Raw genomic sequence first — 20,711 nt, 5'->3', positions numbered from 1 at the left:
CGAAAGCTACTGGTCCTTGGGGTGTTCCGCGGCCCGCTGGGCCCGCGCCGCGGCGCGGGCGGCGAGCTCGTCGGCGTCCAGCTGCGCCGCCTCGGCCATCGTCGGCGCGCTGCCGCCGAGCCGGCGGGGCACCCAGTACTCGCCCGGCGGGTGTCCGTAGGAGTCCTGCACCTGCTCGAGCATGTGCTGCATGCGCGAGTGCAGCAGGGCGGTCAGTTCCGGGGCGGGCAGGGTCGGCTGGATGGGCTCACCGACCGCCACCGAGATCGGCACCTTCGGCCGCCACATCTTCTTCGGGTGGTCCTTGGTCCAGATCCGCTGGGCGCCCCACACGATGGTCGGCACGATCGGCACGTTGGCCTCCACCGCCATCCGGGCGGCGCCCGACTTGAACTCCTTGAGCTCGAAGCTGCGGCTGATCGTCGCCTCCGGGTACACCCCGACGAGCTCACCCTCGCGCAGCCGCTGGCAGGCCTCGGCGAACGACTCCGCGCCGGAGGCCCGGTCCACCGGGATGTGCCGCAGCTTGCGCATGATCGGCCCGGTGATCTTGTGGTCGAAGACCTCCTGCTTGGCCATGAACCGGATCAGCCGGCCCTCGCCCTGCAGGTAGACCGGCAGCCCGGCGAAGGTGAAGTCGAAGTAGCTGGTGTGATTGATGGCGATGACCGCGCCGCCGGTCTTCGGCACGTTCTCCACGCCGGTGACGGTGAATTTCAGGCCCTGCACTCGCCAGATCAACCGGGCCAGACGGATCGCGCTGCCGTATACGGGTTCCACGCCCCTGAGCCTAATCCGCGGCGAAGTTCGGTGGGGAGGGGCGTTGCGGGTGCCGCGGTGCCGGCGCGGTCACCGCCCGGGCGGCCCGGCCGCACCGGTCACCCCCACCGGCCTGCACAACTGGGGTGAAATCAGGGGTGCCAAGTGGATAATCCATCTGGCGGCCGCCCCAGCGGACATCTGTGCAGGCCGTCGGCGCAACAGCCGCGCCAAGGCGGTCTCTGGTTCGGACTCCCCTGCCGGCGGCGGGCGCGCGCCCACCCGATTCGGTGCCGGACGTCAGCTGAGTTCAACGTTTTCACCGCCGCGGCGTTGGTACCCCAGCACCGGAATCCGCGGCCCGCTATCGGGTCCCGCGCTTGATCGCTGCCACCGCGCTGTCGGCGATCCGATCGCTGCAGCGGCCGAACACCTCGACCACGACGATCGGGGTCGGTGCGGACAGTCCCGGGGCGCCGGATCCGACGTCGACCACCGGCAGCGCGTCGGCCGCCTTCGCCAGGGCGAACGAGCCGCAGCCGTCGTCGCCGGGGAAGCCGAACACGGTGACCCCGTCATGCTCGCGGCGGACCGCCCGCTCCCCGGTGGCGGGGTCGACGACGCCGTCGGCCAGCTGCGGCCAGGCCCCCAAGCCGCGCCGGATGACCGCGCCACCCTGCCCGCTGAGTCGCAGCTCGCAGGTACCGGGGTGCCGCCAGGTGGTGGGCCACTGCGACTGCGGCTTCGGGTCGGACCAGGCGAATTCCCGAGCGGACAGCTCCGCCGCGGCCGCGCACGGGTCGCTGCTCAGATACCGCGCGGCGACCGAGTTCTGCTCGGCCAGCACCGGGATGCCGCTGTCGCGGACCTGTGCGGCGGCATCGCCGGCCAGCGCCCCGGCCAGGTCGCAGCGGGTGGTGTCCCCCAGGTCCCAGCGGCCGTCGGTCATCGGGGCCAGCTGCAGCATCGGATCCTGCATCGAGGCCGGCGCCCCGGCCATCGCGGTCAGCGGCAGCCGCACCCGGTACGTGCACTTGCCCCAGCTGGTGGTCTTGGTCACCCCCGGGTGCTCGGGATCGGGGGTGAACGGCGCCGGGCCGGTGTAACCGCCGGGGTCGCCCGGATACACGGTCAGCAGCAGCCCGGTCTTGCTGTCCGGGAACGCGACCGCGCACGCGTTGCCGCCAAGAGTGCGCCGTCGATCAGCGCGGATCACCAGCGCAGGCACCGAGTTGTAGGTGTAGCTGTAGTCGCCGTGCAGCGCCGGCTGAGTGCGGTCGGGGAAAGCCTCGGCCGCGATGAAGCCGCACGGGTCGATCTGGCGCAGCGCATACAACTGCGCCAGGTGCTCGCGATCGGTCTGGTCCACTGTGACCCCGTAGGAGTCCGCCGGCCCCGGGAAGAACACTGCGGACTGATCCGGCGCGGCAGCCGATGCCGGGGTGGTTTCCGCCGGGGTGCCCGAGGACGGCTGACAGGCCGCCAGCATCACCACCACCGCGGCGACCGCGATCCCCCGCAACACCCGGGCCGTCACCGCTACCGGATCCCGCGCTCGGTCATGACGCTGCCCATCGATCCAGTATCGACCCCGCACCCCGCGGCGCACCGCGAAAATTTCCGCGCCCGCACGGCCCGGCCGCGCGAGATACTTCAGCGGTGAACTTTGCGCGGATCCGGCGAGCAGCCCTGGCTCTGGTCCTGCTCGCGGTCGCGGCGAGCCCAGCTCCGGCGATCGCCGATCCCTCGCCCTCGGCAGCGCTGTGCGCCGAGGTGGGCGGGAACTGGGACGGCGCAGCCGGGCAATGTTCGGCGACCGCCACCAACGCCAACCAGATCAACGTCGAGATCAGCGCCGACTTCCCGGTCGAGCTGGTCGAGGACCCGACCACCGGCCCGCCGCTGCGGGCGTTCCTCCGGGATTTCTTCACCAAATTCGGCCACCCGGCCGACGCGCTGATCCGCGACGGCCGCGCGAGGTTGACCAGCCGGGTACTGACCGACGCACCCAACACCACCTCGGTGCTGTTCAGCAATGACTGGTATCTGGGCGGCCCGCATCCCAACGACGAGCTCGACACCTTCACCTTCGATCGCCACACCGGCCGCCAACTCGCGTTGGCCGACCTGTTCTGCTCGACCGATCCCGTCGAGGAGCAACTGGAACCACTGGTCAAGAAGTACGTGCGGTCCACCTACACCCCGACCGACGGGCGGTCCGAGCTGCCGGACTACACCCGCTACACCGACGGCTACCGCGCCTGGCTGCTCGACGGCGACGAGCTGGTGATCTATCTGCCCTCGTATCGCACCGGGCCGGTGCACGCCGGCATGTTCGTCGCCCGCATCCCGACCTCGGAGCTGCGCGCCGGCGACTGCGCGACCTGACCCGGTTGTCCGACGCCCGCGAATCCGTCGACCGTTAAACTCGATGCGGTGTCGCGGACAGCCCCCGGACATCCTCGGAGCAGTTCGGAAGGTATATCAGTGCAGGTCACCAGCGTCGGTCATGCCGGCTTCCTGATCGAGACGACGGCGGGCAGCATCCTGTGCGACCCGTGGGTCAACCCCGCGTACTTCGCCTCCTGGTTCGTCTTCCCGGACAACTCCCAGCTGGACTGGGCGGCCCTGGGCGACTGCGACTACCTCTACGTCTCGCACCTGCACAAGGATCACTACGACCCGGCGCTGCTGACCGCGCACGTCAACAAGGACGCCGTGGTGCTGCTGCCGGACTACCCGGTGCCCGACCTGCGGCGCGAGCTGGAGTCGCTGGGCTTCCACAACTTCTTCGAGACCACCAACTCGGTCAAGCACACCGTCAGCGGCCCCAAGGGCGAGCTCGACGTGATGATCATCGCGCTGCGCTCGCCGGCCGACGGGCCGATCGGCGACTCCGGCCTGGTGGTCTCCGACGGCCAGACCGTGCTGTTCAACATGAACGACGCCCGGCCGATCGAGCTGGACATGGTGGCCGCCGAGTTCGGCCACGTCGATGTGCACGCGCTGCAGTACTCCGGGGCGATCTGGTACCCGATGGTCTACGACATGCCCGAGCGCGCCAAGGAGGCGTTCGGGGTGCAGAAGCGCCAGCGCCAGATGGACCGCTGCCGGCAATACATCGCGCAGGTCGGCGCGACCTGGGTGATCCCGTCGGCCGGCCCGCCGTGCTTCCTGGACCCGGAGCTGCGCTTCCTCAACGACGATCACGGCGACCCGGCCAACATTTTCCCCGACCAGATGGTGTTCCTGGACCAGATGCGGCGCAACGGTCACGACGGCGGCCTGCTGATGATCCCCGGCAGTGCCGCGGATTTCCAAGGAACCGAGCTGCTTTCGCTGACCCACCCGCTGCCCACCGACCAGGTCGAGGCGATCTTCACCACCGGCAAGGCCGATTACATCGCGGACTACGCCCAGCGGATGGCCCCGGTGCTGGCCGCCGAGAAGGCCAATTGGGCACCCGCCGAAGGGGATTCACTGCTGGAGCCGCTGCGGGAGCGGTTCGAGCCGATCATGGTGCAGTCCGATCAGATCTGCGACGGCATCGGCTACCCGGTTGAGCTGCGTCTGGGCGGCGAGACCGTGGTGCTGGACTTCCCGAAACGCGCTGTCCGCGAAACGATTCCGGACGAGAAGTTCCGCTACGGCTTCGAGATCGCGCCCGAGCTGGTGCGCACCGTGCTGCGCGACGACGAACCGGACTGGGTCAACACCATCTTCCTGTCCACCCGGTTCAAGGCCTGGCGGGTCGGCGGCTACAACGAGTACCTGTACACCTTCTTCAAGTGCCTGACCGACGAGCGGATCGCCTACGCCGACGGCTGGTTCGCCGAGGCGCACGACGATTCGGCGTCGATCGAAAAGGACGGCTGGGAGATTCAGCGCCGCTGCCCGCACCTGCTGGCCGATCTGTCCAAGTTCGGGATCATCGAGGGCAACACCCTGACCTGCAACCTGCACGGCTGGCAGTGGAACCTGGACAACGGCCGCTGCCTGACCTCCAAGGGCCACGAACTGCGATCGAAGAAGCTGTGAGCACCGCGCCGCCAAGGCCCTACGACGACGGCCTGATCCAGCTGGACGGCCGGGCAATCACGCTGCGGCGCTACCACTTTCCGTCGGGCACCTCGAAAGTCATTCCGCTGGGCGCGATTCGGCGCTGGCGGGCCGAGCCGCTGAACTGGGTGAACCGCTACCGGCTGTGGGGCAGTTCGGATCTGCGTCGCTGGCTGCCGATGGACCTGGCCCGGCCCAGCCGCAGCACGCTGGTCACCGTGGAGCTCGACGACGGCTGGTGGCACCCGGCCTTCACCCCGGTGCGCCCGGAGGAGTTCGTCGAGCGGCTCACCGAGGTGCTGCCGGAGCTGCCCTGACGGCCCCGTGCCGCCCTCAGCTGACGGTCTGCTCCAGCACCGAGGCGGCCGGCACGTCCTCCTCGTAGACCCGGACGATCGCGGTGTCCCCCGGCCGCAGGTAGGTGCTCGCACCCAGCTCGGTGTAGCGGGTCGCGCCGATGCCGATCAGCGCATGGGTGGGCCGCCCGGCCGCGACCAGCAGCGCGCCGACATCCTCCAGCGGGGTGTCCGGCGAGCCCTTCTGGTTGGCCAGCCGGTCGACGATCCAGTCCAGCAGCCGCTGGCCGAAGTAGGAGTAGCCCTGCAGCGGGCTGTTCACCCCGTAGGCGTGCCGCTGCCCGTCGCCACGCTCCAGCAGGCACTCCAGCCGCAGCTTCGACGTCGGGCCGGTCGGGGACAGGTCGGAGATCTCGAAGAACCGCGGGGCCACGCCCTTGGAGTCCGGTCCCCAGTTCTTCTTGTCGCTGATCTTCGGCGCGCCGGGCCGGCGGATCGAGCAGTCGTTGAACGCGCCGAGCGCGAACGGCTCCAGCGCGGCCACCGTGTCGCCGTCCCAGGCGATCCGGCAGGCCAGCCCGACCTCGGGTTCGATCTGCAGGTTCAGCGGGCTGCCGTCGGCGTTGGCCTCCGGCGTGCGCAGCCGCGACGTGGACAGCGGGAACTGGCCGAGCAGGCCCGGCCCGCCCGGCAGGTACCAGGGGAAGATGCCCTTGGGCGCCTCGCCCTCGGAGACCACGCCGGCGAAGTCGACGGCCTCGCCGGCCTGCTCCAGGTGCCCGGCGAAGTTGCCGGCCACCCCGAATCCGGCCCAGGTCCGCATCTCCGGCAGATCCAGCTCGATCACGACAGCACCTCCGCACCGACGTAGGGCACCAGGGCGGCGGGCACCGCGACGCTGCCGTCGGACCGCTGGTGGTTCTCCAGGATCGCCACCAGCCACCGGGTGGTGGCCAGCGTCCCGTTCAGCGTCGCCGCGATCTGCGGCTTGCCGTTCTCTTCGCGGTAGCGGGTGGCCAGCCGCCGGGCCTGGAACGTCGTGCAGTTCGACGTCGAGGTCAGCTCGCGGTAGGCGCCCTGGCTGGGCACCCAGGCCTCGCAGTCGTACTTGCGGGCGGCCGAGGAGCCCAGGTCGCCGGCGGCGACGTCGATCACCCGGTACGGCACCTCGATGTGGGCCAGCAGGGTCCGCTGCAGCTCCAGCAGCCGCTGATGCTCGGCCTCGGCCTCCTCGGGCCGGCAGTAGACGAAGGCCTCGACCTTGTCGAACTGGTGCACCCGGATGATGCCGCGGGTGTCCTTGCCGTAGCTGCCGGCCTCCCGGCGAAAGCACGACGACCAGCCGGCGTAGCGCCGCGGCCCGTCGGACAGGTCGAGGATCTCCCCGGAGTGATAGCCGGCCAGCGGCACCTCGGAGGTCCCGACGAGATAGAGGTCGTCCTCGGGCAGCCGGTAGATCTCGTCGGCGTGCGCCCCGAGGAAGCCGGTGCCGCCCATCACCTCGGGCTTGACCAGCACCGGGGGGATCATCAGGCTCAGCCCGGCCTCGGTGGCCACCCGCACCGCCAGTTGCAGCAGCCCCAGTTGCAGCAGCGCGCCGCGGCCGGTCAGGAAGTAGAACCGCGAGCCGGACACCTTGGCGCCGCGTTCCATGTCCAGCAGCCCGAGCGCCTCCCCGAGCGCCAGGTGGTCGCGCGGGTCGTCGATGGCCGGGGGCTGGCCGACGGTGTCGAGCACCACGAAGTCGTCCTCGCCGCCGGCGGGCACCCCGTCGATGATCACGTTGCCGATCGCCAGGTGCGCGGCGTTGAACGCCGACTCGGCCTCATCGCGCTCCGCCTCGGACGCCTTGACCTGCGCGGACAGTTCCTTTGCGCGGGCCAGCACGGCGGGGCGGTCGTCGGCGGAGGCGGTTTTGACGTCCCGGCTGACCGTCTTCTGCTCGGCGCGCAGCGCGTCGGCGGAGGCGATCGCGGCGCGCCGGGCCGCGTCGGCCGACAGCAGGGTGTCGACCAGCGCGGGATCCTCCCCGCGGCTGATCTGCGACCGGCGCACCCGGTCCGGGTCTTCACGGAGCAACTTGAGGTCGATCACGCCCGCCAACCCTACTTTTGTCCGCAACAGTGGGACAGCCCGGACCCGCCTGTCACAATGGTCGGGATGTCCGATTCCCTGAACTCCGACGACGCCGGCGCCTCCGACGACGCCCCCGCATCGGACAGCGCCCGCGACCCCGACGAGACCGCCGCGTCCGAGACGGCGCCCGAGGCGGCACCCGAGTCCGCGCCCGAAAACATCGCGCCCGCCGACACCGCACCCGCCGACGCCGACGGCGCGGCCGAGGATGCCGCGCTGCAGACCCGCTCCACCGACGACGTCTGGGAATACCCCGACGACGACGATGAGGCGGAGTTCGAGCCCGAGGCCGAGACGGCCGCCCCGACGGTGTCGGTCACCAAGCGGCCGGCCGAGAAGGCGCCCGCCGACGACCTGCCCGCCGAGGACGTCCATGCCGACGACCTGCAAGCCGACGACCTGCCCGCCGACGACCTGCAAGCCGAGGCGGCCCCGCGCGGCGCCTGGCGCCGCACCCTGCAGCCCACCTCGGCCCGGCGGATCCTGCTGCTCACCGCGCTGGGCGGGCTGCTGATCGCCGGCGTGGTGACGGCGCTGCCGGTCACCGGCAACGGCGACCTGCTCGGCATCAAGAACGCGGTCACCCCGGCCGGGCGCGGCACCGACACCTTCAACAAGGCCGTCGCCGGGGACTGCCTGACCTGGACCGAATCCCCGGACCACGCGGTCGTCGTCGACTGCTCCCAGGACCACCTGTTCGAGGTGGCCGAGGCGATCGACATGAAGACCTTCCCGGGCTCGGAGTACGGCCCGGATGCGCCGCCGCCCTCGGCGCCGCGGGTGCAGCAGATCGTCTCCGAGCAGTGCCAGGTCGCGGTCCGCAACTACCTGGGGCCGCGCTACGACCCGGAGGGCCGGTTCACCGTCAGCATGCTCTGGCCCGGTGAGGACGCCTGGCGGTCCGCGGGCGAGCGCCGGGTGCTGTGCGGCCTGCAGCTGCCCGACCGGGCCGGCACCCAGCTGGCCTTCACCGGCAAGGTGGCCGAGGGCGACCAGTCCAAGGTCTGGCCGGCCGGCACCTGCCTGGGCGTCGCGCCGACCACCAACCAGCCCACCGACAGCCCGGTGGACTGCAGCGAGGCGCACGCCGTGGAGATCACCGGCGTGGTGAACCTGTCGGAGAAGTTCCCCGGCGGGCTGCCCGACGACAAGGACCAGGACGCGTTCATCAAGGAACTGTGCACCAAGATGACCGACGACTACCTGGATCCGGTCGCGTTCCGGGCCACCACCCTGACGCTGTTCTACAAGACCATCTCGCTGCCGAGCTGGTCGGCCGGCAGCCACCAGGTGGCCTGCCGGATCGGTGCGACGCTGGGCAACGGCGGCTGGGCGACGCTGGTCAACAGCGCCAAGGGCCCGCTGCTGATCAACGGTCAGCCGCCGATCCCGCCGCCGGACATCCCGGCCGAACGGCTGAACCAGCCGCCGGTCGTGGTGCCGCCGGTGGTGACCTACTCCCCGCAGTACGACACCGGTTCGCAGTCCCAGGGTTCGCAGTCCCAGAGCGGCAACACCGGGAACAGCAACCAGCACATGCCCGGTCAGACCGCGACGGCGCCGTCCCCGACCGCCGAGCGCCCCGCCCCGCCGGCCCAGGGCAACACGTTCAACCCGCCGCCGCCCGGTGCTCCGCCGCCGCCGGAGCAGGCGCCGATGGAGGGTCCGCCGCCCGGTGGGCCGCCGCCGCCCCCGCCGCCCGGTGACGCGCCGCCGCCCGGAGCCCCGCCGCCCCCGCCGCCGGGTGAGCTGCCGCCGCCGGGACCCCCGCCGCCCGGGCCGCCGCCGGGGCCGGCGCCCTAGCGGCGATGCCGGTACGCATGACCGACCGGCGGTTCGAGGAACTCGTCGGTGACGCGCTGGACCTGATCCCGCCGCGGCTGGCCGCGGCGCTGGACAACGTGGTGGTACTGGTCGAGGAGCTGCACCCGGAGGAACCCGAGCTGCTGGGCCTGTACGAGGGCATCGCGCTGACCGAGCGGGATTTCTCCACCTACGCCGGCGCGCTGCCGGACACCATCACCATCTACCGGGGTGCGCTGCTGCAGATGTGCGAGGCCGAGGACGAGGTCGTCGAGGAGGTGGCGATCACCGTCATCCACGAGATCGCGCACCACTTCGGCATCGACGACGACCGGCTGCACGAACTCGGCTGGGGCTAGCCCATCGGGTCGGGCCGCTCGTCGGCCCGGGCGGGCTCCGGCGACGCCGCAGAGCCCGGCGGTGGCGCGGCGGCACCCGAAGATTCCGGGGCGTCCGGCGGCTCCGGGGCGAACGGCGGCACCAACGCGCCCCACTGCACGCAGCTCCACCGGCCGTCGGCGATCGGCGCCAGCGCCACCGCATCGGTGTTGGCCAGGTGGTTGTCGGCGGCGAACCCGCGGTCCACCCCGGACAGCGCCGAGGCCACCAGCCGGATCGCGGCGCCGTGGCTGACCACGACGATGTCGCCGGTCCAGGCCTCGTCGTCGAGGTAGCGCAGCCGCAGCTCGGTGAGCACCGGGACGAACCGGTCGAGCACATGCGCGCCGCTCTCCCCGCCGGGCATCGGCACGTCCAGCTCGCCGAGGTGCCAGCGCAGGCAGACCCGGCGGAACTCGTCGTGCGCGGCGTCGTCGTTGCGTCCCTCCAGGTCACCGGCCTGCACCTCGTGGATGCCGTCGACCTCCAGCGCCCCGATCCCGGCGACGTCGCCCATCTCGGTGGCGGTCTGCACGGCGCGCACCGCCAGCGAATGCACCAGCAGGCGGGGCGCCTCGGGCCGCAGCCGGGCGAAGTTGCGGGCCTGCTCGCGGCCCAGCGGGGTGAGCTCGGCGCCCGGCGGCCGGGTGTCGAGCCGGCGGTCGATGTTGCCGTAGGACTGGCCGTGCCGGACCAGCAGCAGACGCCCGCTCATCTCACCGGTCGCCCCTGCGCAGCCGATCCAGCCACCGGTCGGCCTCGTCCAGCCGCGGCGGGGTCGCGCCGGCCGGGTTGTCCACCGGCCAGGACCCCAGGTAGCGCACCTCCGCGCAGCGCCGGTGTAGCGCCTTGAGCGCCTCGGCGACCGCCTCGTCGTCGACGTGGCCGATGAAGTCGACGAAGAACACGTAGGTACCCAGTTGACGACGGGTGGGCCGCGATTCAATCCGGGTCAGGTCGATGCCGCGCATGCCGAGCTCGGACAGCGCCGCGGCCAGCCCGCCCGGTTCGTTGGCCATCCGCAGCACCAGCGAGGTGCGGTCGGCGCCGGTGCGCGCCGGCGGCGGCGCGGGGCGCCCGACCAGCACGAACCGGGTCCGGGCGTTGGGTTCGTCGACCACGCCGTCGGCCAGGGTGGCCAGCCCGTAGCGGGCGGCGGCCAGCGCCGTGGAGACCCCGGCGTCGGCCCGGCCGTCGACGACGTCGAGCGCCGCGCCGGCGTTGGAGATCGCCGGGACGACGGTGGCGCCGGGCAGCCGTTCGGCCAGCCAGCGCCGCACCTGCGCGGCGGCGACCGGGAAGGCCGCCACGCTGCGCACATCGGCGGCGTCGCGGCCGGCGGCGACCACGATGGAGAACGCGACATCGAGGGTGAGCTCGGCGAAGATCTGCAGCGGCGCCCCGGCCTCCAGGGCGTCCATCGTCGGCAGCACCGACCCCTCGATGGAGTTCTCGATCGGCACGCAGGCGAACTCGGCCGCCCCGGTGCGGACCGCCTCCAGCGCGGCCGGCGTGCTGTCCAGCGGCAGCGGCTCGGCCGGCCCGGCGCCGGGGATCAGGCCGTCGGCGACCAGCCGGATCAGCGCGGCCTCGGTGAAGGTGCCCGCCGGGCCCAGGTATGCGATGCGCGCCACAGCTACAGACCCTAATCCGTTGGGCCTTGCGCCCGCCTCAATTTATGCTTAGGTTAGCCTTACTTAACGAGAGGAGTTGCCGTGCCGCTGGCGACTATTTCCGCACCGTCCACCGCGGAGCGCATCCGCTCGGCCTGCCTGCGGGCCGGCGGCGCGATCCTGGCCGTGGACGGGGCCGAGCCCGAGACGACGGCGATCCACCACCTCCTCGCCGACGGCTCGTTCGCCGTCACCGTCCCGTCCGGCGGGGTGGCCGCCGGCCTGCGCCACGACGACGGCGACGTGCAGGCGGTGCTCGAGCTCACCGACTACGCCCCGCTGCCGCTGCGCGAACCGGTCCGCTCGCTGGTCTGGATCCGCGGCCGGCTGCGCCCCGTTCCGCAGTCCGAGGTCGCCGGGGTGCTCGACCTGGTCGCCGCCGAGGACCCGAACCCCGCGCTGCTGCAGGTCGGCGACTCCGACACGCTGTTGCTGCTGGAGGCCGACTCGGTGGTCGTCGCGGACTCCGACGGCGCCGAGGCCGTCGGGGTGGCCGCCCTGCTGGCCGCGGACCCCGACCCGTTCTGCGCGATGGAAACCTCCTGGCTGCGCCACCTCGAGTCGGCCCACCGCGACGTCATCGACCGGCTGACCCGCAAGCTGCCCGGGCCGCTGCAGCACGGCCGGGTCCGCCCGCTCGGGTTGGACCGGTACGGCTTCCGGCTGCGGGTGGAGACCGACGCCGGCGACCACGACGTGCGGCTGCCGTTCGCCAAGCCGGTCGACAACGCCGCCGGGCTGAGCCAGGCGATCCGCATCCTGATGGGCTGCCCGTTCGTCAACGGCCTGCGCGCCCGCGGGCGCTGACGCCGTCGCCGTCGCCGGATCTCCGGCCGGCCCGCCGGATACCGTAGCCGGGTGAACCGGCGCGCCCTGCGGACCGAACTGGCCATCGTCCTGGCGGTGACGTTCGGGCTCAGCGCCTTCACCGCCACCCTCACGCTGATCGACTTCTGGCTGCGCGGTCTGGCCGAGCAGCGCGTCGCGCTCAACCCTCGGCGGTCCTATTTCGATCTCATCGATTTCGGCATGCAGCTGGCCGGCATCCTCCAGCTGCTGGCCTGGGGTGCACTGGCGCTCTACCTGCTGTGGCGCACCGGCACCACGCTGCGCCGGATCGGGCTGGGACGGTTCCGGCCGGGCCCGGATCTGCTCGGCGGACTCGGGCTGGCCGCGCTGATCGGTCTGCCCGGCCTCGGCCTGTACCTGGCCGCGCGTTCGCTGGGCCTGGCCGCCGAGGTGGTGCCCGCCGAGATCGGCAGCAGCTGGTGGCGCATTCCCACGCTGATCCTGGCGGCCGTCGCGAACTCGTGGGCGGAGGAGGTCGTAGTGGTCGGCTACCTGCTGACCCGACTCGATCAGCTCGGCGTCCGGCCCGGCCGCGCGCTGCTGGCCTCGGCGGCGCTGCGCGGCGCCTACCACCTGTACCAGGGCATCGGCGCCGGGCTGGGCAACCTGGCGATGGGGCTGATCTTCGGCTACGTCTGGCGGCGCACCGGCCGGTTGTGGCCGCTGATCGTCGCGCATGCCGTCATCGACATCGTCGCGTTCGTCGGCTATGCGCTGCTGGCCGGGCGGCTGGACTGGCTGCGCTGACCGGGCCGGGGCCCGCCAGCACGTAAATTGAGTGGATGAACAGCGGCTCACGGCCCGAGCGCGAGCCGCCCCCGGTATTCACCCGGCCACCCGGGCCGCCGCCCGGAGCCCCGCAGCGCCCGGCGCCACCGCAGCGCCCGATTCCACCGCAGCGCCCGGCCCCGCCGCCGCGACCGGCCCCACCGCAACGTCCGCTGCCGCAGCCACCCGGTCCGCCACAGCACCCGAACCCCCCGCGCCCGATGCCGCAGCCCTCCGGCGAGCCCGCCCCGCCGCCCCCGCAACCGACGACGCCGCTGCCGCGACGGACGACGGCCGCCCGGCAACCGCCGCGCGCCGCTGCCGCACCGGCTGCCCCGGCCCGCCGGCCCCGGACTCGGGCGGCCGACCGCCCGTCGTCACCCCCGGCGCCGCCGGCCCCACCGCGCCGCCCGGCACCGCCGGTCGGCGAACCGCGGCGACCGTCGGCCCCCCGCAAGCGCCGCCGCTGGGGCCGCATCGTCATCCGGTTGCTGCTGACGGTGCTGCTGCTCGGCGGCGGCGGGCTGGTGGCCGGCGCATTCTGGCTAGACGGCCAGCTGCACCGGATCGACGCGCTGCCGGCATACCCGGACCGGCCGGCGGCCGGCGCGGGCACCACCTGGCTGCTGGTCGGCTCCGACAGTCGCCAGGGCCTGTCCGAGCAGCAGCAGGGCACGCTGGCCACCGGCGGCGACATCGGCGACGGCCGCACCGACACCATCTTGCTGGTGCACCTGCCCGCGCTCGGGTCGAGCACCGCGCCGACCATGGTCTCGATCCCGCGGGATTCCTACCTCCCGATCCCCGACTGGGGCAGCGACAAGGTCAATGCCGCCTACACCTACGGCGGGGCCCCGCTGCTGGCGCAGACCGTCGAGCAGGCCACCGGCCTGCGGCTCGACCACTACGCCGAGATCGGGTTCGGCGGGTTCGCCGACGTCGTCGACGCGCTGGGCGGGGTGACGGTGTGCCCGGCCGACCCGCTCGACGATCCGTTGGCCGGGATCAACCTGCCCGCCGGCTGCCAGGTGCTCGACGGTCCCGGTTCGCTCGGCTACGTCCGCAGCCGCACCACCCCGCGCGCCGACCTGGACCGGATGGCCAACCAGCGTGAGTTCCTGACCGCCGTGCTCAAACGCGCGCAGAGCCCGGCGGTGTGGCTGAACCCGATCAACTGGGTGGCGCTTCCGCGGGCGGCGGCCGACGCGCTGGTTGTCGACACCGACGCGCACGTCTGGGACCTGGCCCGACTCGGCTGGGCACTGCGCGGCGCCACCACGATCACCGTCCCGGTCGGGCAGCTGACCTGGAATTCTTCCGGCGATGTGGTGATGTGGGACGAGCAGGCCGCCACCGACCTGTTCGCCGCCCTGCGCGCCGATCGGCCGGTCCCGCAGTCCGCGCTGGACGCCCAGCCCTGAGTTAGGGTCTGAGTCCATGACCGCCGCCCCGGAATCCAGCTTCCTCGACCTGCTGCACGCGCAGGTCGGCAACGAATTCTTCGCCTGCCAGCAGTACACCGCGGTGGCGGTGTACTTCGACGGCCAGGACCTGCCCCAGCTGGCGCAGCGGTTCTACCAGCAGGCCGTCGAGGAGCGCAATCACGCGATGATGATCGTGCGCTACCTGCTGGATCAGGGCGCCCAGGTCAAGATCCCGGCGGTGCCCGCGGTCATCACCGAGTTCGACTCGGTGCGCGCGCCCGTCGAGCTGGCCCTGCAGCAGGAGCGCGAGGTCACCGATCAGGTCACCCGGCTGGCCAAGGCCGCCCGCGACGAGGGCGACTACCTCGGCGAGCAGTTCATGGGCTGGTTCCTCAAGGAGCAGGTCGAGGAGGTCGCCGCGATGACGACGCTGCTGACGATCGTGGACCGGGCCAGCGGCAACCTGTTCCACCTGGAGAACTTCGTGGCCCGCGAACTCAACACCGGCGGCTCGGCCGATCCGACCGCTCCCCCGGTCGCCGGCGGCGGCATCTGAACCCGCCCGGCGTGTGACTCAGCTAACTTGAAGTCTGCCCGGTCCGCGCGCTCACACCCTTAGGGAAAGCTGGCCTGAGTTAGGCAGTCCTTCGGTGCGCAGCCCGCTGACCTGCGATATTCTGACCCAATGCCTGAGACCGCCGCGGCCGACACCAAGTTCCACAGCCTGCTCGCCGAACAGGTCCGCAACGAATTCACCGCCTCCCAGCAATACCTGGCGATCGCCGTGCATTTCGACGGCTTCGACGTGCCGCAGCTGGCCGGATTCTTCTACCGGCAGGCCGCCGAGGAGCGCGACCACGCCCTGATGCTGGTGCGCTACCTGCTCGATCGCGGCATCGCGGTGCCGATCCCCGGCATCCCGGAGGTCCGCAACGATTTCGAGGGGGTGCGCGACGCCGTCGCCGCCGCGCTGGACTTCGAGCGCGAGGTGACCGGGCAGATCTCCGCGCTGGCCGCCGCGGCCCGCCACGAGATGGACTTCCTCGGCGAGGAGTTCATGAGCTGGTTCCTCAAGGAGCAGGTCGAAGAGGTCGCCACCATGACCACGCTGCTGCGGGTCGTCGACCGCGCCAACGGCAACCTGTTCGACGTCGAGGACTTCGTCTCCCGCGAGATGGGCCCGGGCGGCGGTGACCCGACCGCGCCGAGCCCGGCCGGCGCCCCGGGCAACTAGCCGCCGACCTCGGCCAGCCAGTCCCGGGTGCGTCCCGGGTGATTGGTGGCCACCCACGCCACCCCCACCGACCGGCAGAAGTCGATGTCGGCGCGCTCGTCGACGGTCCAGCAGTACAGCGCCCGGCCCTGCGCGGCGGCCCGATCCACCAGCTCCGGGTATCCCCGCAGCGTGCCGATCGACGGCCCCACCGCGGTGGCCCCGACCGTCGTCGCGGCGCTGCCACCCAGGAACCGCGACGTCTCGCCCAGCAGCACCGTCGGCAGCAGCGGCGCGGCCCGGCGGACCCGCCACACCGCGGACGCCGAGAACGACATCACCACCGCCCGGGACAGGTCCGCCGACGGCGGCGCGGCCAGCCCGTACCGGTTCAGCAGCGCCAGCAGCCGGCTCTCCACCAGCGAGCCGTACCGCACCGGGTGCTTGGTCTCGATGAACAGCTTGACCGGCCGCTGCCAGTCCAGGGTCAGCTCGATCAGCCGGTCCAGCGTCAGCAGCCCGGTCCGGGCCGGCTCGGCCAGGCCCGACGCGCCCGGGTGCCAGCCGCCGAAATCCAGTGCCCGCAGCTGCGCCAGGGTCAGCTCGCTGACCGCGCCGCTGCCGTCGGAGGTCCGGTCCACCCGGCGGTCGTGTACGCACACCAGGTGACCGTCGCGGGTCAACCGGACGTCGCACTCCAGGCCGTCGGCGCCCTGCTGCAGGGCCGCCTCGTAGGCGGCCAGGGTGTGTTCGGGCAGCTCGGCGGATGCCCCGCGGTGCGCGACGACGAACGGGTGCCCGCCGTTGCCGCCGACCGACATCATCGCGCTAGGCCGCCGGGTTTTCCGGGGCCGCGTCCTCGGGGGCCGGGGTTTCGGGGGCTGAGTCTTCGAGGGCCGGCTTTTCGGGGGCAGCAGTCCGGTCCAGCTTGGCCCCTGCCCCGGCATCGGCCACCACCACCCAGCGGCGGGTCGGCCGGTCAACGGTCTTGATCTCGAACGCGTCGAACACCCGGCGCAGCGCGACCACGGCCAGCGCCGCCAGCAGGTAGCAGACCACCGCCGCCATCGTGGTGTCGGCGACGCCCTGCAGGTCGTCGGCGTAGGCATGCAGCACCGCCAGCAGCGAAATCACCGTGACCGCGGTGGACAGCAGCGCGCTGAGCACCCACAGCACCCACCAGATCGCTATCGGTCGGCGCAACCGGCCGTAGCGGCCGTCGGCGCGGGCCAGCTCGACGACGTAGACCGGGGCCCAGAACAGGTTCACCAGCGGAACCAGGCAACCCACCCACAACGTCTCCCGGCTGCGCGGTTCCACCTGGCCGAGCCCGGCGAACACCGCCTCGCGCCGACAGATCAGCCAGCGCGTCGCCACAATCGCCAGCCCGAGCAGCGCGGCGAGCGCGCCGAGTTCGGCGAGGATGGTCAACACGTTCGCCCCGGCGGCCACCAGCGGATGCAGCAGCATCGTCCGGTTCAGCATCAGCAGCAGGTAGCGCAGCAGGTGCGCCAGCGCGGCCAGGCCGAGCATGATCAGCACCAGCCGCAGCACCCGTTCGACGGTCTCCGGGGCGGGCCCCTGCTGGACCGGCGTCTCCGGTTCCGCCGGCACCGGCGCCAGCCCGTCGGACAGGCCCCAACGCGGAATGTAGGCATAGCGCGGCGTCGGCCCGAGTCCGCGACGGCTTGGGCGTCGCGGCATCGGGGCGCCCGGGCGCACCGCAATCCAGCGCAGCCCGGCGGGCAGCCCGGGCGAGCGCGCGGCGGGCCCGGCGGCAGCACGTCCCGCGGCGGGCCCGGCGACGACGGGCACCGGCGCAGCGGCAGCCGGTGCCAGCAGCGCGCCACGGCAACGCGGGCACCAGTCGCGCTGCCGATCGCGGACGTTCCACCGCGTCCCGCACGACGAACACACCTGGATCACCGGACCAGCCTAGCGAGGCGGCCGCACCCGGCGGCGCATCAAACCCCGGCTGCGCGGAATTGCCGGTCGGGCCGCACCGACCCTCGGGCGCTGCGGGGCGCCCCAACAGCCGCCCGATTTCCCCATTGCTCGCGACGTCGATATGATCGCGGACACACCCATTCGCTGTGACGGGATTCACCGGGTCGGTGCTTGCAAACGCTTGCAAATGTTTGCACTTAGTTTGAAGGGACGCAGATGGCGACACAGCCGCTCGGCTCCGGATCCACGGCGCCGACCAACTGGAACGCGTCATCGACGGTGTACAACCGCTCCTACCTGCCCGCCGTGCTGCGCGCCGGCCTGATCGCGCTGGTGCTCGCGATCCTGCTGCTCATCGTCATTCTCTGACCGCAGGCCCCCACTTCCGCCCACAATTGGGTTCGCCGGTGTTCATCGAGCGAGACTGCAGGGGCGTGGCGAGACGTTTTCGCGGCCGCGCTCATCGAGCGAGAACCCTGGGACGCTGGTGAGAACTTCCGGCTGCCGTCGGCATCGAGTGAGAACCCTGGGACGCTGGTGAGAACTGTTGCCGGCCGCGCTTCATCGAGTGGGAACTCAGGGACGTTGGTGAGACGTTTTGGCGGGGCCCGAAATCGAGTGAGACTTCAGGGAGCTTGGTGAGAACCCAGGGACGCTGGTGAGACGTCAGGGCGGGGGGTTTTCATCGAGTGAGAAACTGAGGCGGGGTCTACTCGAACAACGCGTCCCAGGTTTCCCTTTCGATGACGAGCGCCGTCCTGGGTTCTCTCTAAGCTCCCTGACGTCTCACTAACATCCCTGGTTTCTCACTCGATGACGGCGGTCGCAGAAACTTCTCACTAAGCTCCCTGATTTCTCACTCGATGAACCCGGCCGGCAACAGTTCTCACCAGCGTCCCTGAAGTCTCACTCGATGACGACGGCCATCAAAACGTCTCACCAGCATCCCTGGTTTCCCACTCGATGAACCCAGCCGCCAAAACCAGCGTCCCTGGGCTCCCACTCGATAACGCCCGGCCGGCGAAACGCCTCACCAACTGCCCAGGGTTCTCACTCGAGGCCACCCCGGCCAAGCGCCATCCTTGCCTTGCGGGTACACATGGAGCAAGGTGGTTGGTAGGCCCAAAGGCCATCGCTGTCGATGACCATTGCAGGCTGCACCCCCCAACGGGCGGAGACCCCGCCCACAACCGGGTTCGGCGGTGTCGGCGCATGCCGGCGCCACCGGGTCCGGGCTCTATAACCGAATCAGAAAGGATGTTCCGTGGCCGACTACACCCTGCCGGAACTGGACTGGGACTACAGCGCTCTTGAGCCGCACATCTCTGGCCAGATCAACGAACTGCATCACAGCAAGCACCACGCGGCCTACGTGGCCGGGGTGAACTCCGCGGTGGAGAAGCTGGAAGAGGCGCGCGCCAAGGACGACCACGCGGCGATCTTCCTCAACGAGAAGAACCTGGCCTTCCACCTCGGCGGCCACGTCAACCACTCCATCTGGTGGAAGAACCTCTCCCCCAACGGTGGCGACAAGCCCGAGGGCGACCTGGCCGCGGCCATCGACGACCAGTTCGGCTCGTTCGACAAGTTCCGGGCGCAGTTCACCGCCGCGGCCAACGGTCTGCAGGGTTCGGGCTGGGCGGTGCTCGGCTACGACAGCCTGGGCGACAAGCTGCTGACCTTCCAGCTCTACGACCAGCAGGCGAACGTGCCGCTCGGCATCATCCCGCTGCTGCAGGTTGACATGTGGGAGCACGCCTTCTACCTGCAGTACAAGAACGTCAAGGCCGACTACGTCAAGGCCTTCTGGAACGTGGTCAACTGGGCCGACGTGCAGGACCGCTACGCGGCGGCCGTCGCCAAGACCAAGGGCCTGATCTTCGGCTGATTCCGACCCGTCCGGCCGCAGAAGCGGGGCGTCGTGCCATGGCACGGCGTCCCGCTTTTTGTCGCCCCGGACCAGGCCAAATGCCGGACAGCAAAGCCGGCTCGACGACGACAACATCGGTACGCAAAGTTGCCGGGACCGGCGGTCCCGGACAACTTGACGGCTGTCACGTGCCGCGCGGCCAATCTACCGGCCGGTAACCGGGTAACGCCGTTCCGCTTGGCGGACCACGAGAATCCGCCCGCCACACGGCGATGAGACGGCCCGGATCCGACAGATTCGGAGTGGAATGTAAGCTTCAGCCAAAGTTTGCACTTGGTTGTCTCCGACAACCTCGCTACGATGGTCAGCAAATCAGTACTTCCTGATTGCGTAGCGCCTTGCCTACGGAAGGTCACTGCCAGATGAGCACGACGTTCGCCGCCCGGCTCAACCGCCTGTTCGAGGCTGTCTACCCGCCCGGACGAGGTCCGCACACCTCCGCCGAGGTGATCGCGGCGCTGAAGTCCGAGGGCATCACCATGTCGGCGCCGTACCTGTCGCAGCTCCGGTCGGGCAACCGGACCAACCCGTCGTCGGCAACCATCACCGCGCTGGCCAACTACTTCCGCATCAAACCCGCCTACTTCACCGACGATGACGCCTACGACAAGCTCGACGCCGAACTGACCTGGCTTTCCGCGGTGCGCGCCGACGAAGGGGCGCGGCGCATCGCGACGCTGGCCGTGGGGCTGTCCCCGGAGTCTCAGCAGGAGCTGGCGGGCGCGGCCGAGGAACTGCGCCGCCGCGAGCAACTCGCGAACTGACCGCGGGCTAGAGTTTGCCGATGGGCTTGTTCAAGAAGCGTAAAAGCAGGGCGACCCGGCGCGCCGAGGCCAAGGCGCTCAAGAAGAAGGCGAAACTGCAGGCCAAGTACGAGGCCAAGAACGAGCACCGCCGAATCAAGTCCTCCGAGCGGGCCGAGAACCGCGCCACCCGGGCTCAGCTGCGCGCCCAGTTGGACGCCGACAAGACGACACTGAAAGCCGCCGAACTGCAGGCCAAGGCCGCCCGCGACGGCCGGCTGTTTTCGCCGGCCCGGGTCCGCCGCACCCTGACCGTCACCCGGCTGTTGGCCCCGGTGCTGGTGCCGGTCGGCTATCGCGCCGCCATCGCAGTTCGCGGCTATCTCGACGAACAGCGCGCGGACCGGCTCGGCGTCCCGCTGGCCCAGATCGGCCAGTTCTCCGGGCCCGGCGCGGCGCTCTCCGCGCGGATCGCCGGGGCGGAGAAGTCGCTGGCGACGGTGCACGAGCAACGCCCCAAGGATCCCGAAACCAAGCAGTTCGTGGCGGCCACCACCGCCCGGCTGACCGACCTGGCGACGGCCGTGAACGCCGCCGACACCATGCCCCCGGCGCGCCGCCGCACGGCGCACGACGCGATCTCCCAGCAGCTCGACGGCATCGAGGCCGACCTGCTGGCCCGCCTCGGGGTGTGCTGATCGGCATTCGCCATTTGGCATGATGGGGCCATCCG

Annotated in this window: 22 protein-coding genes; 14 read left to right on the top strand and 8 right to left on the bottom strand. The window is 71.3% G+C overall.

Annotation, left to right across the window (positions count from 1 at the left end; all coding sequences use genetic code 11):
* Positions 1-6 precede the first annotated feature (6 nt).
* Entirely contained in the window at positions 7-780 is a 774-nt protein-coding gene (locus tag G6N10_RS14025; RefSeq protein ID WP_085095646.1) for a lysophospholipid acyltransferase family protein, read from the bottom strand.
* Between the two features lie 343 nt (positions 781-1,123).
* Positions 1,124-2,296 (bottom strand): hypothetical protein, encoded by a 1,173-nt coding sequence (locus tag G6N10_RS14020; RefSeq protein WP_163742458.1) that lies wholly within the window; start codon positions 2,294-2,296, stop codon positions 1,124-1,126.
* Positions 2,297-2,418: 122 nt separating this feature from the next.
* Here G6N10_RS14020 and G6N10_RS14015 point away from each other — a divergent pair, with 122 nt between their 5' ends.
* The 3 genes from G6N10_RS14015 (at position 2,419) to G6N10_RS14005 (ending at position 5,135) form a co-directional block, all read left to right on the top strand.
* A complete protein-coding gene (locus G6N10_RS14015) occupies positions 2,419-3,147 on the top strand; it encodes a DUF3298 domain-containing protein (RefSeq protein ID WP_163742454.1) in 729 nt (242 codons plus the stop codon).
* Positions 3,148-3,246: 99 nt separating this feature from the next.
* Positions 3,247-4,797 carry a Rieske 2Fe-2S domain-containing protein gene (locus G6N10_RS14010; protein WP_085095652.1) on the top strand — a complete coding sequence of 517 codons (1,551 nt, stop codon included), beginning with the start codon at positions 3,247-3,249 and terminating at the stop codon, positions 4,795-4,797.
* Positions 4,794-5,135, top strand: a complete 342-nt coding sequence (locus G6N10_RS14005; RefSeq protein WP_085095654.1) for a hypothetical protein — start codon at positions 4,794-4,796, stop codon at positions 5,133-5,135. The genes G6N10_RS14010 and G6N10_RS14005 overlap by 4 nt, the downstream gene beginning before the upstream one ends.
* 16 nt (positions 5,136-5,151) lie before the next feature.
* On the opposite strand, the gene G6N10_RS14000 is transcribed toward G6N10_RS14005, so the two are convergent.
* Positions 5,152-5,961 (bottom strand): DUF5718 family protein, encoded by an 810-nt coding sequence (locus G6N10_RS14000; protein WP_085095656.1) that lies wholly within the window; start codon positions 5,959-5,961, stop codon positions 5,152-5,154.
* Positions 5,958-7,208 carry a serine--tRNA ligase gene (gene serS / locus G6N10_RS13995; RefSeq protein ID WP_085095658.1) on the bottom strand — a complete coding sequence of 417 codons (1,251 nt, stop codon included), beginning with the start codon at positions 7,206-7,208 and terminating at the stop codon, positions 5,958-5,960. The genes G6N10_RS14000 and serS overlap by 4 nt, the downstream gene beginning before the upstream one ends.
* A gap of 426 nt (positions 7,209-7,634) precedes the next feature.
* Here serS and G6N10_RS13990 point away from each other — a divergent pair, with 426 nt between their 5' ends.
* Both G6N10_RS13990 and G6N10_RS13985 read left to right on the top strand, forming a co-directional pair.
* Complete coding sequence (locus G6N10_RS13990; RefSeq protein WP_407664028.1) at positions 7,635-9,053, top strand: septum formation family protein; 1,419 nt, start codon at positions 7,635-7,637, stop codon at positions 9,051-9,053.
* A 5-nt stretch (positions 9,054-9,058) separates the two neighbouring features.
* Complete coding sequence (locus tag G6N10_RS13985; RefSeq protein WP_085101258.1) at positions 9,059-9,412, top strand: metallopeptidase family protein; 354 nt, start codon at positions 9,059-9,061, stop codon at positions 9,410-9,412.
* Here the strand turns inward: G6N10_RS13985 and G6N10_RS13980 are convergent.
* Together G6N10_RS13980 and pheA are read right to left on the bottom strand one after the other, a co-directional pair.
* Complete coding sequence (locus G6N10_RS13980) at positions 9,409-10,146, bottom strand: histidine phosphatase family protein (protein WP_085101261.1); 738 nt, start codon at positions 10,144-10,146, stop codon at positions 9,409-9,411. The genes G6N10_RS13985 and G6N10_RS13980 overlap by 4 nt on opposite strands.
* A gap of 1 nt (position 10,147) precedes the next feature.
* The gene (gene pheA, locus G6N10_RS13975; protein ID WP_085101264.1) at positions 10,148-11,065 is read right to left on the bottom strand and encodes a prephenate dehydratase; all 918 of its coding nucleotides are present in this window, start codon (positions 11,063-11,065) and stop codon (positions 10,148-10,150) included.
* 81 nt (positions 11,066-11,146) lie between these two features.
* On the opposite strand from pheA, the gene G6N10_RS13970 reads away from it, so the two are divergent.
* The 5 genes from G6N10_RS13970 to G6N10_RS13950 all read left to right on the top strand — a co-directional run bounded on the left by G6N10_RS13970 (position 11,147) and on the right by G6N10_RS13950 (position 15,379).
* On the top strand, positions 11,147-11,911 hold the full coding sequence (locus G6N10_RS13970; protein ID WP_234810714.1) for a DUF2470 domain-containing protein: 765 nt from the start codon (positions 11,147-11,149) through the stop codon (positions 11,909-11,911).
* Positions 11,912-11,962: 51 nt separating this feature from the next.
* A complete protein-coding gene (locus G6N10_RS13965) occupies positions 11,963-12,700 on the top strand; it encodes a CPBP family intramembrane glutamic endopeptidase (RefSeq protein WP_234810715.1) in 738 nt (245 codons plus the stop codon).
* Positions 12,701-12,942: 242 nt separating this feature from the next.
* Entirely contained in the window at positions 12,943-14,142 is a 1,200-nt protein-coding gene (locus G6N10_RS13960) for an LCP family protein (RefSeq protein WP_244960458.1), read from the top strand.
* Positions 14,143-14,158: 16 nt separating this feature from the next.
* Positions 14,159-14,701, top strand: coding sequence for a ferritin (locus G6N10_RS13955; RefSeq protein WP_085092831.1), 543 nt, complete (start codon positions 14,159-14,161; stop codon positions 14,699-14,701).
* A 129-nt stretch (positions 14,702-14,830) separates the two neighbouring features.
* Positions 14,831-15,379 carry a ferritin gene (locus G6N10_RS13950; RefSeq protein ID WP_085092833.1) on the top strand — a complete coding sequence of 183 codons (549 nt, stop codon included), beginning with the start codon at positions 14,831-14,833 and terminating at the stop codon, positions 15,377-15,379.
* On the opposite strand, the gene G6N10_RS13945 is transcribed toward G6N10_RS13950, so the two are convergent.
* Both G6N10_RS13945 and G6N10_RS13940 read right to left on the bottom strand, forming a co-directional pair.
* On the bottom strand, positions 15,376-16,182 hold the full coding sequence (locus tag G6N10_RS13945) for a glycerophosphodiester phosphodiesterase (protein WP_109750383.1): 807 nt from the start codon (positions 16,180-16,182) through the stop codon (positions 15,376-15,378). The two genes, G6N10_RS13950 and G6N10_RS13945, sit on opposite strands and share 4 nt — an antisense overlap.
* A gap of 4 nt (positions 16,183-16,186) precedes the next feature.
* Positions 16,187-17,284 (bottom strand): DUF4328 domain-containing protein, encoded by a 1,098-nt coding sequence (locus G6N10_RS13940; protein WP_085092835.1) that lies wholly within the window; start codon positions 17,282-17,284, stop codon positions 16,187-16,189.
* Positions 17,285-17,521: 237 nt separating this feature from the next.
* Here G6N10_RS13940 and G6N10_RS20055 point away from each other — a divergent pair, with 237 nt between their 5' ends.
* The 4 genes from G6N10_RS20055 (at position 17,522) to G6N10_RS13925 (ending at position 20,676) form a co-directional block, all read left to right on the top strand.
* The gene (locus G6N10_RS20055) at positions 17,522-17,674 is read left to right on the top strand and encodes a hypothetical protein (protein ID WP_165757648.1); all 153 of its coding nucleotides are present in this window, start codon (positions 17,522-17,524) and stop codon (positions 17,672-17,674) included.
* Between the two features lie 895 nt (positions 17,675-18,569).
* Positions 18,570-19,193 (top strand): superoxide dismutase, encoded by a 624-nt coding sequence (locus G6N10_RS13935; protein WP_085092837.1) that lies wholly within the window; start codon positions 18,570-18,572, stop codon positions 19,191-19,193.
* A gap of 404 nt (positions 19,194-19,597) precedes the next feature.
* The gene (locus G6N10_RS13930) at positions 19,598-19,999 is read left to right on the top strand and encodes a transcriptional regulator (protein ID WP_085092839.1); all 402 of its coding nucleotides are present in this window, start codon (positions 19,598-19,600) and stop codon (positions 19,997-19,999) included.
* Between the two features lie 20 nt (positions 20,000-20,019).
* The gene (locus tag G6N10_RS13925) at positions 20,020-20,676 is read left to right on the top strand and encodes a DUF6474 family protein (protein WP_085092841.1); all 657 of its coding nucleotides are present in this window, start codon (positions 20,020-20,022) and stop codon (positions 20,674-20,676) included.
* Positions 20,677-20,711: the final 35 nt, after the last annotated feature.

Origin of the sequence: Mycolicibacterium fallax, assembly GCF_010726955.1 — a bacterium.
Taxonomy (GTDB): domain Bacteria; phylum Actinomycetota; class Actinomycetes; order Mycobacteriales; family Mycobacteriaceae; genus Mycobacterium; species Mycobacterium fallax.
The sequence above is the reverse complement of the archived record's forward strand: the minus strand, read 5'-3'. Positions and strand labels throughout refer to the sequence as shown.

Bases quoted from the DNA above. Each gene is read 5' to 3' on its own strand.
- G6N10_RS13945 (WP_109750383.1), bottom strand. From the start codon at position 16,182: ATGATGTCGGTCGGCGGCAACGGCGGGCACCCGTTCGTCGTCGCGCAC.
- G6N10_RS13985 (WP_085101258.1), top strand. From the start codon at position 9,059: ATGCCGGTACGCATGACCGACCGGCGGTTCGAGGAACTCGTCGGTGAC.
- G6N10_RS13950 (WP_085092833.1), top strand. From the start codon at position 14,831: ATGCCTGAGACCGCCGCGGCCGACACCAAGTTCCACAGCCTGCTCGCC.
- G6N10_RS13925 (WP_085092841.1), top strand. From the start codon at position 20,020: ATGGGCTTGTTCAAGAAGCGTAAAAGCAGGGCGACCCGGCGCGCCGAG.
- G6N10_RS13955 (WP_085092831.1), top strand. From the start codon at position 14,159: ATGACCGCCGCCCCGGAATCCAGCTTCCTCGACCTGCTGCACGCGCAG.
- G6N10_RS13960 (WP_244960458.1), top strand. From the start codon at position 12,943: ATGCCGCAGCCCTCCGGCGAGCCCGCCCCGCCGCCCCCGCAACCGACG.
- G6N10_RS20055 (WP_165757648.1), top strand. From the start codon at position 17,522: ATGGCGACACAGCCGCTCGGCTCCGGATCCACGGCGCCGACCAACTGG.
- G6N10_RS13980 (WP_085101261.1), bottom strand. From the start codon at position 10,146: ATGAGCGGGCGTCTGCTGCTGGTCCGGCACGGCCAGTCCTACGGCAAC.
- G6N10_RS13930 (WP_085092839.1), top strand. From the start codon at position 19,598: ATGAGCACGACGTTCGCCGCCCGGCTCAACCGCCTGTTCGAGGCTGTC.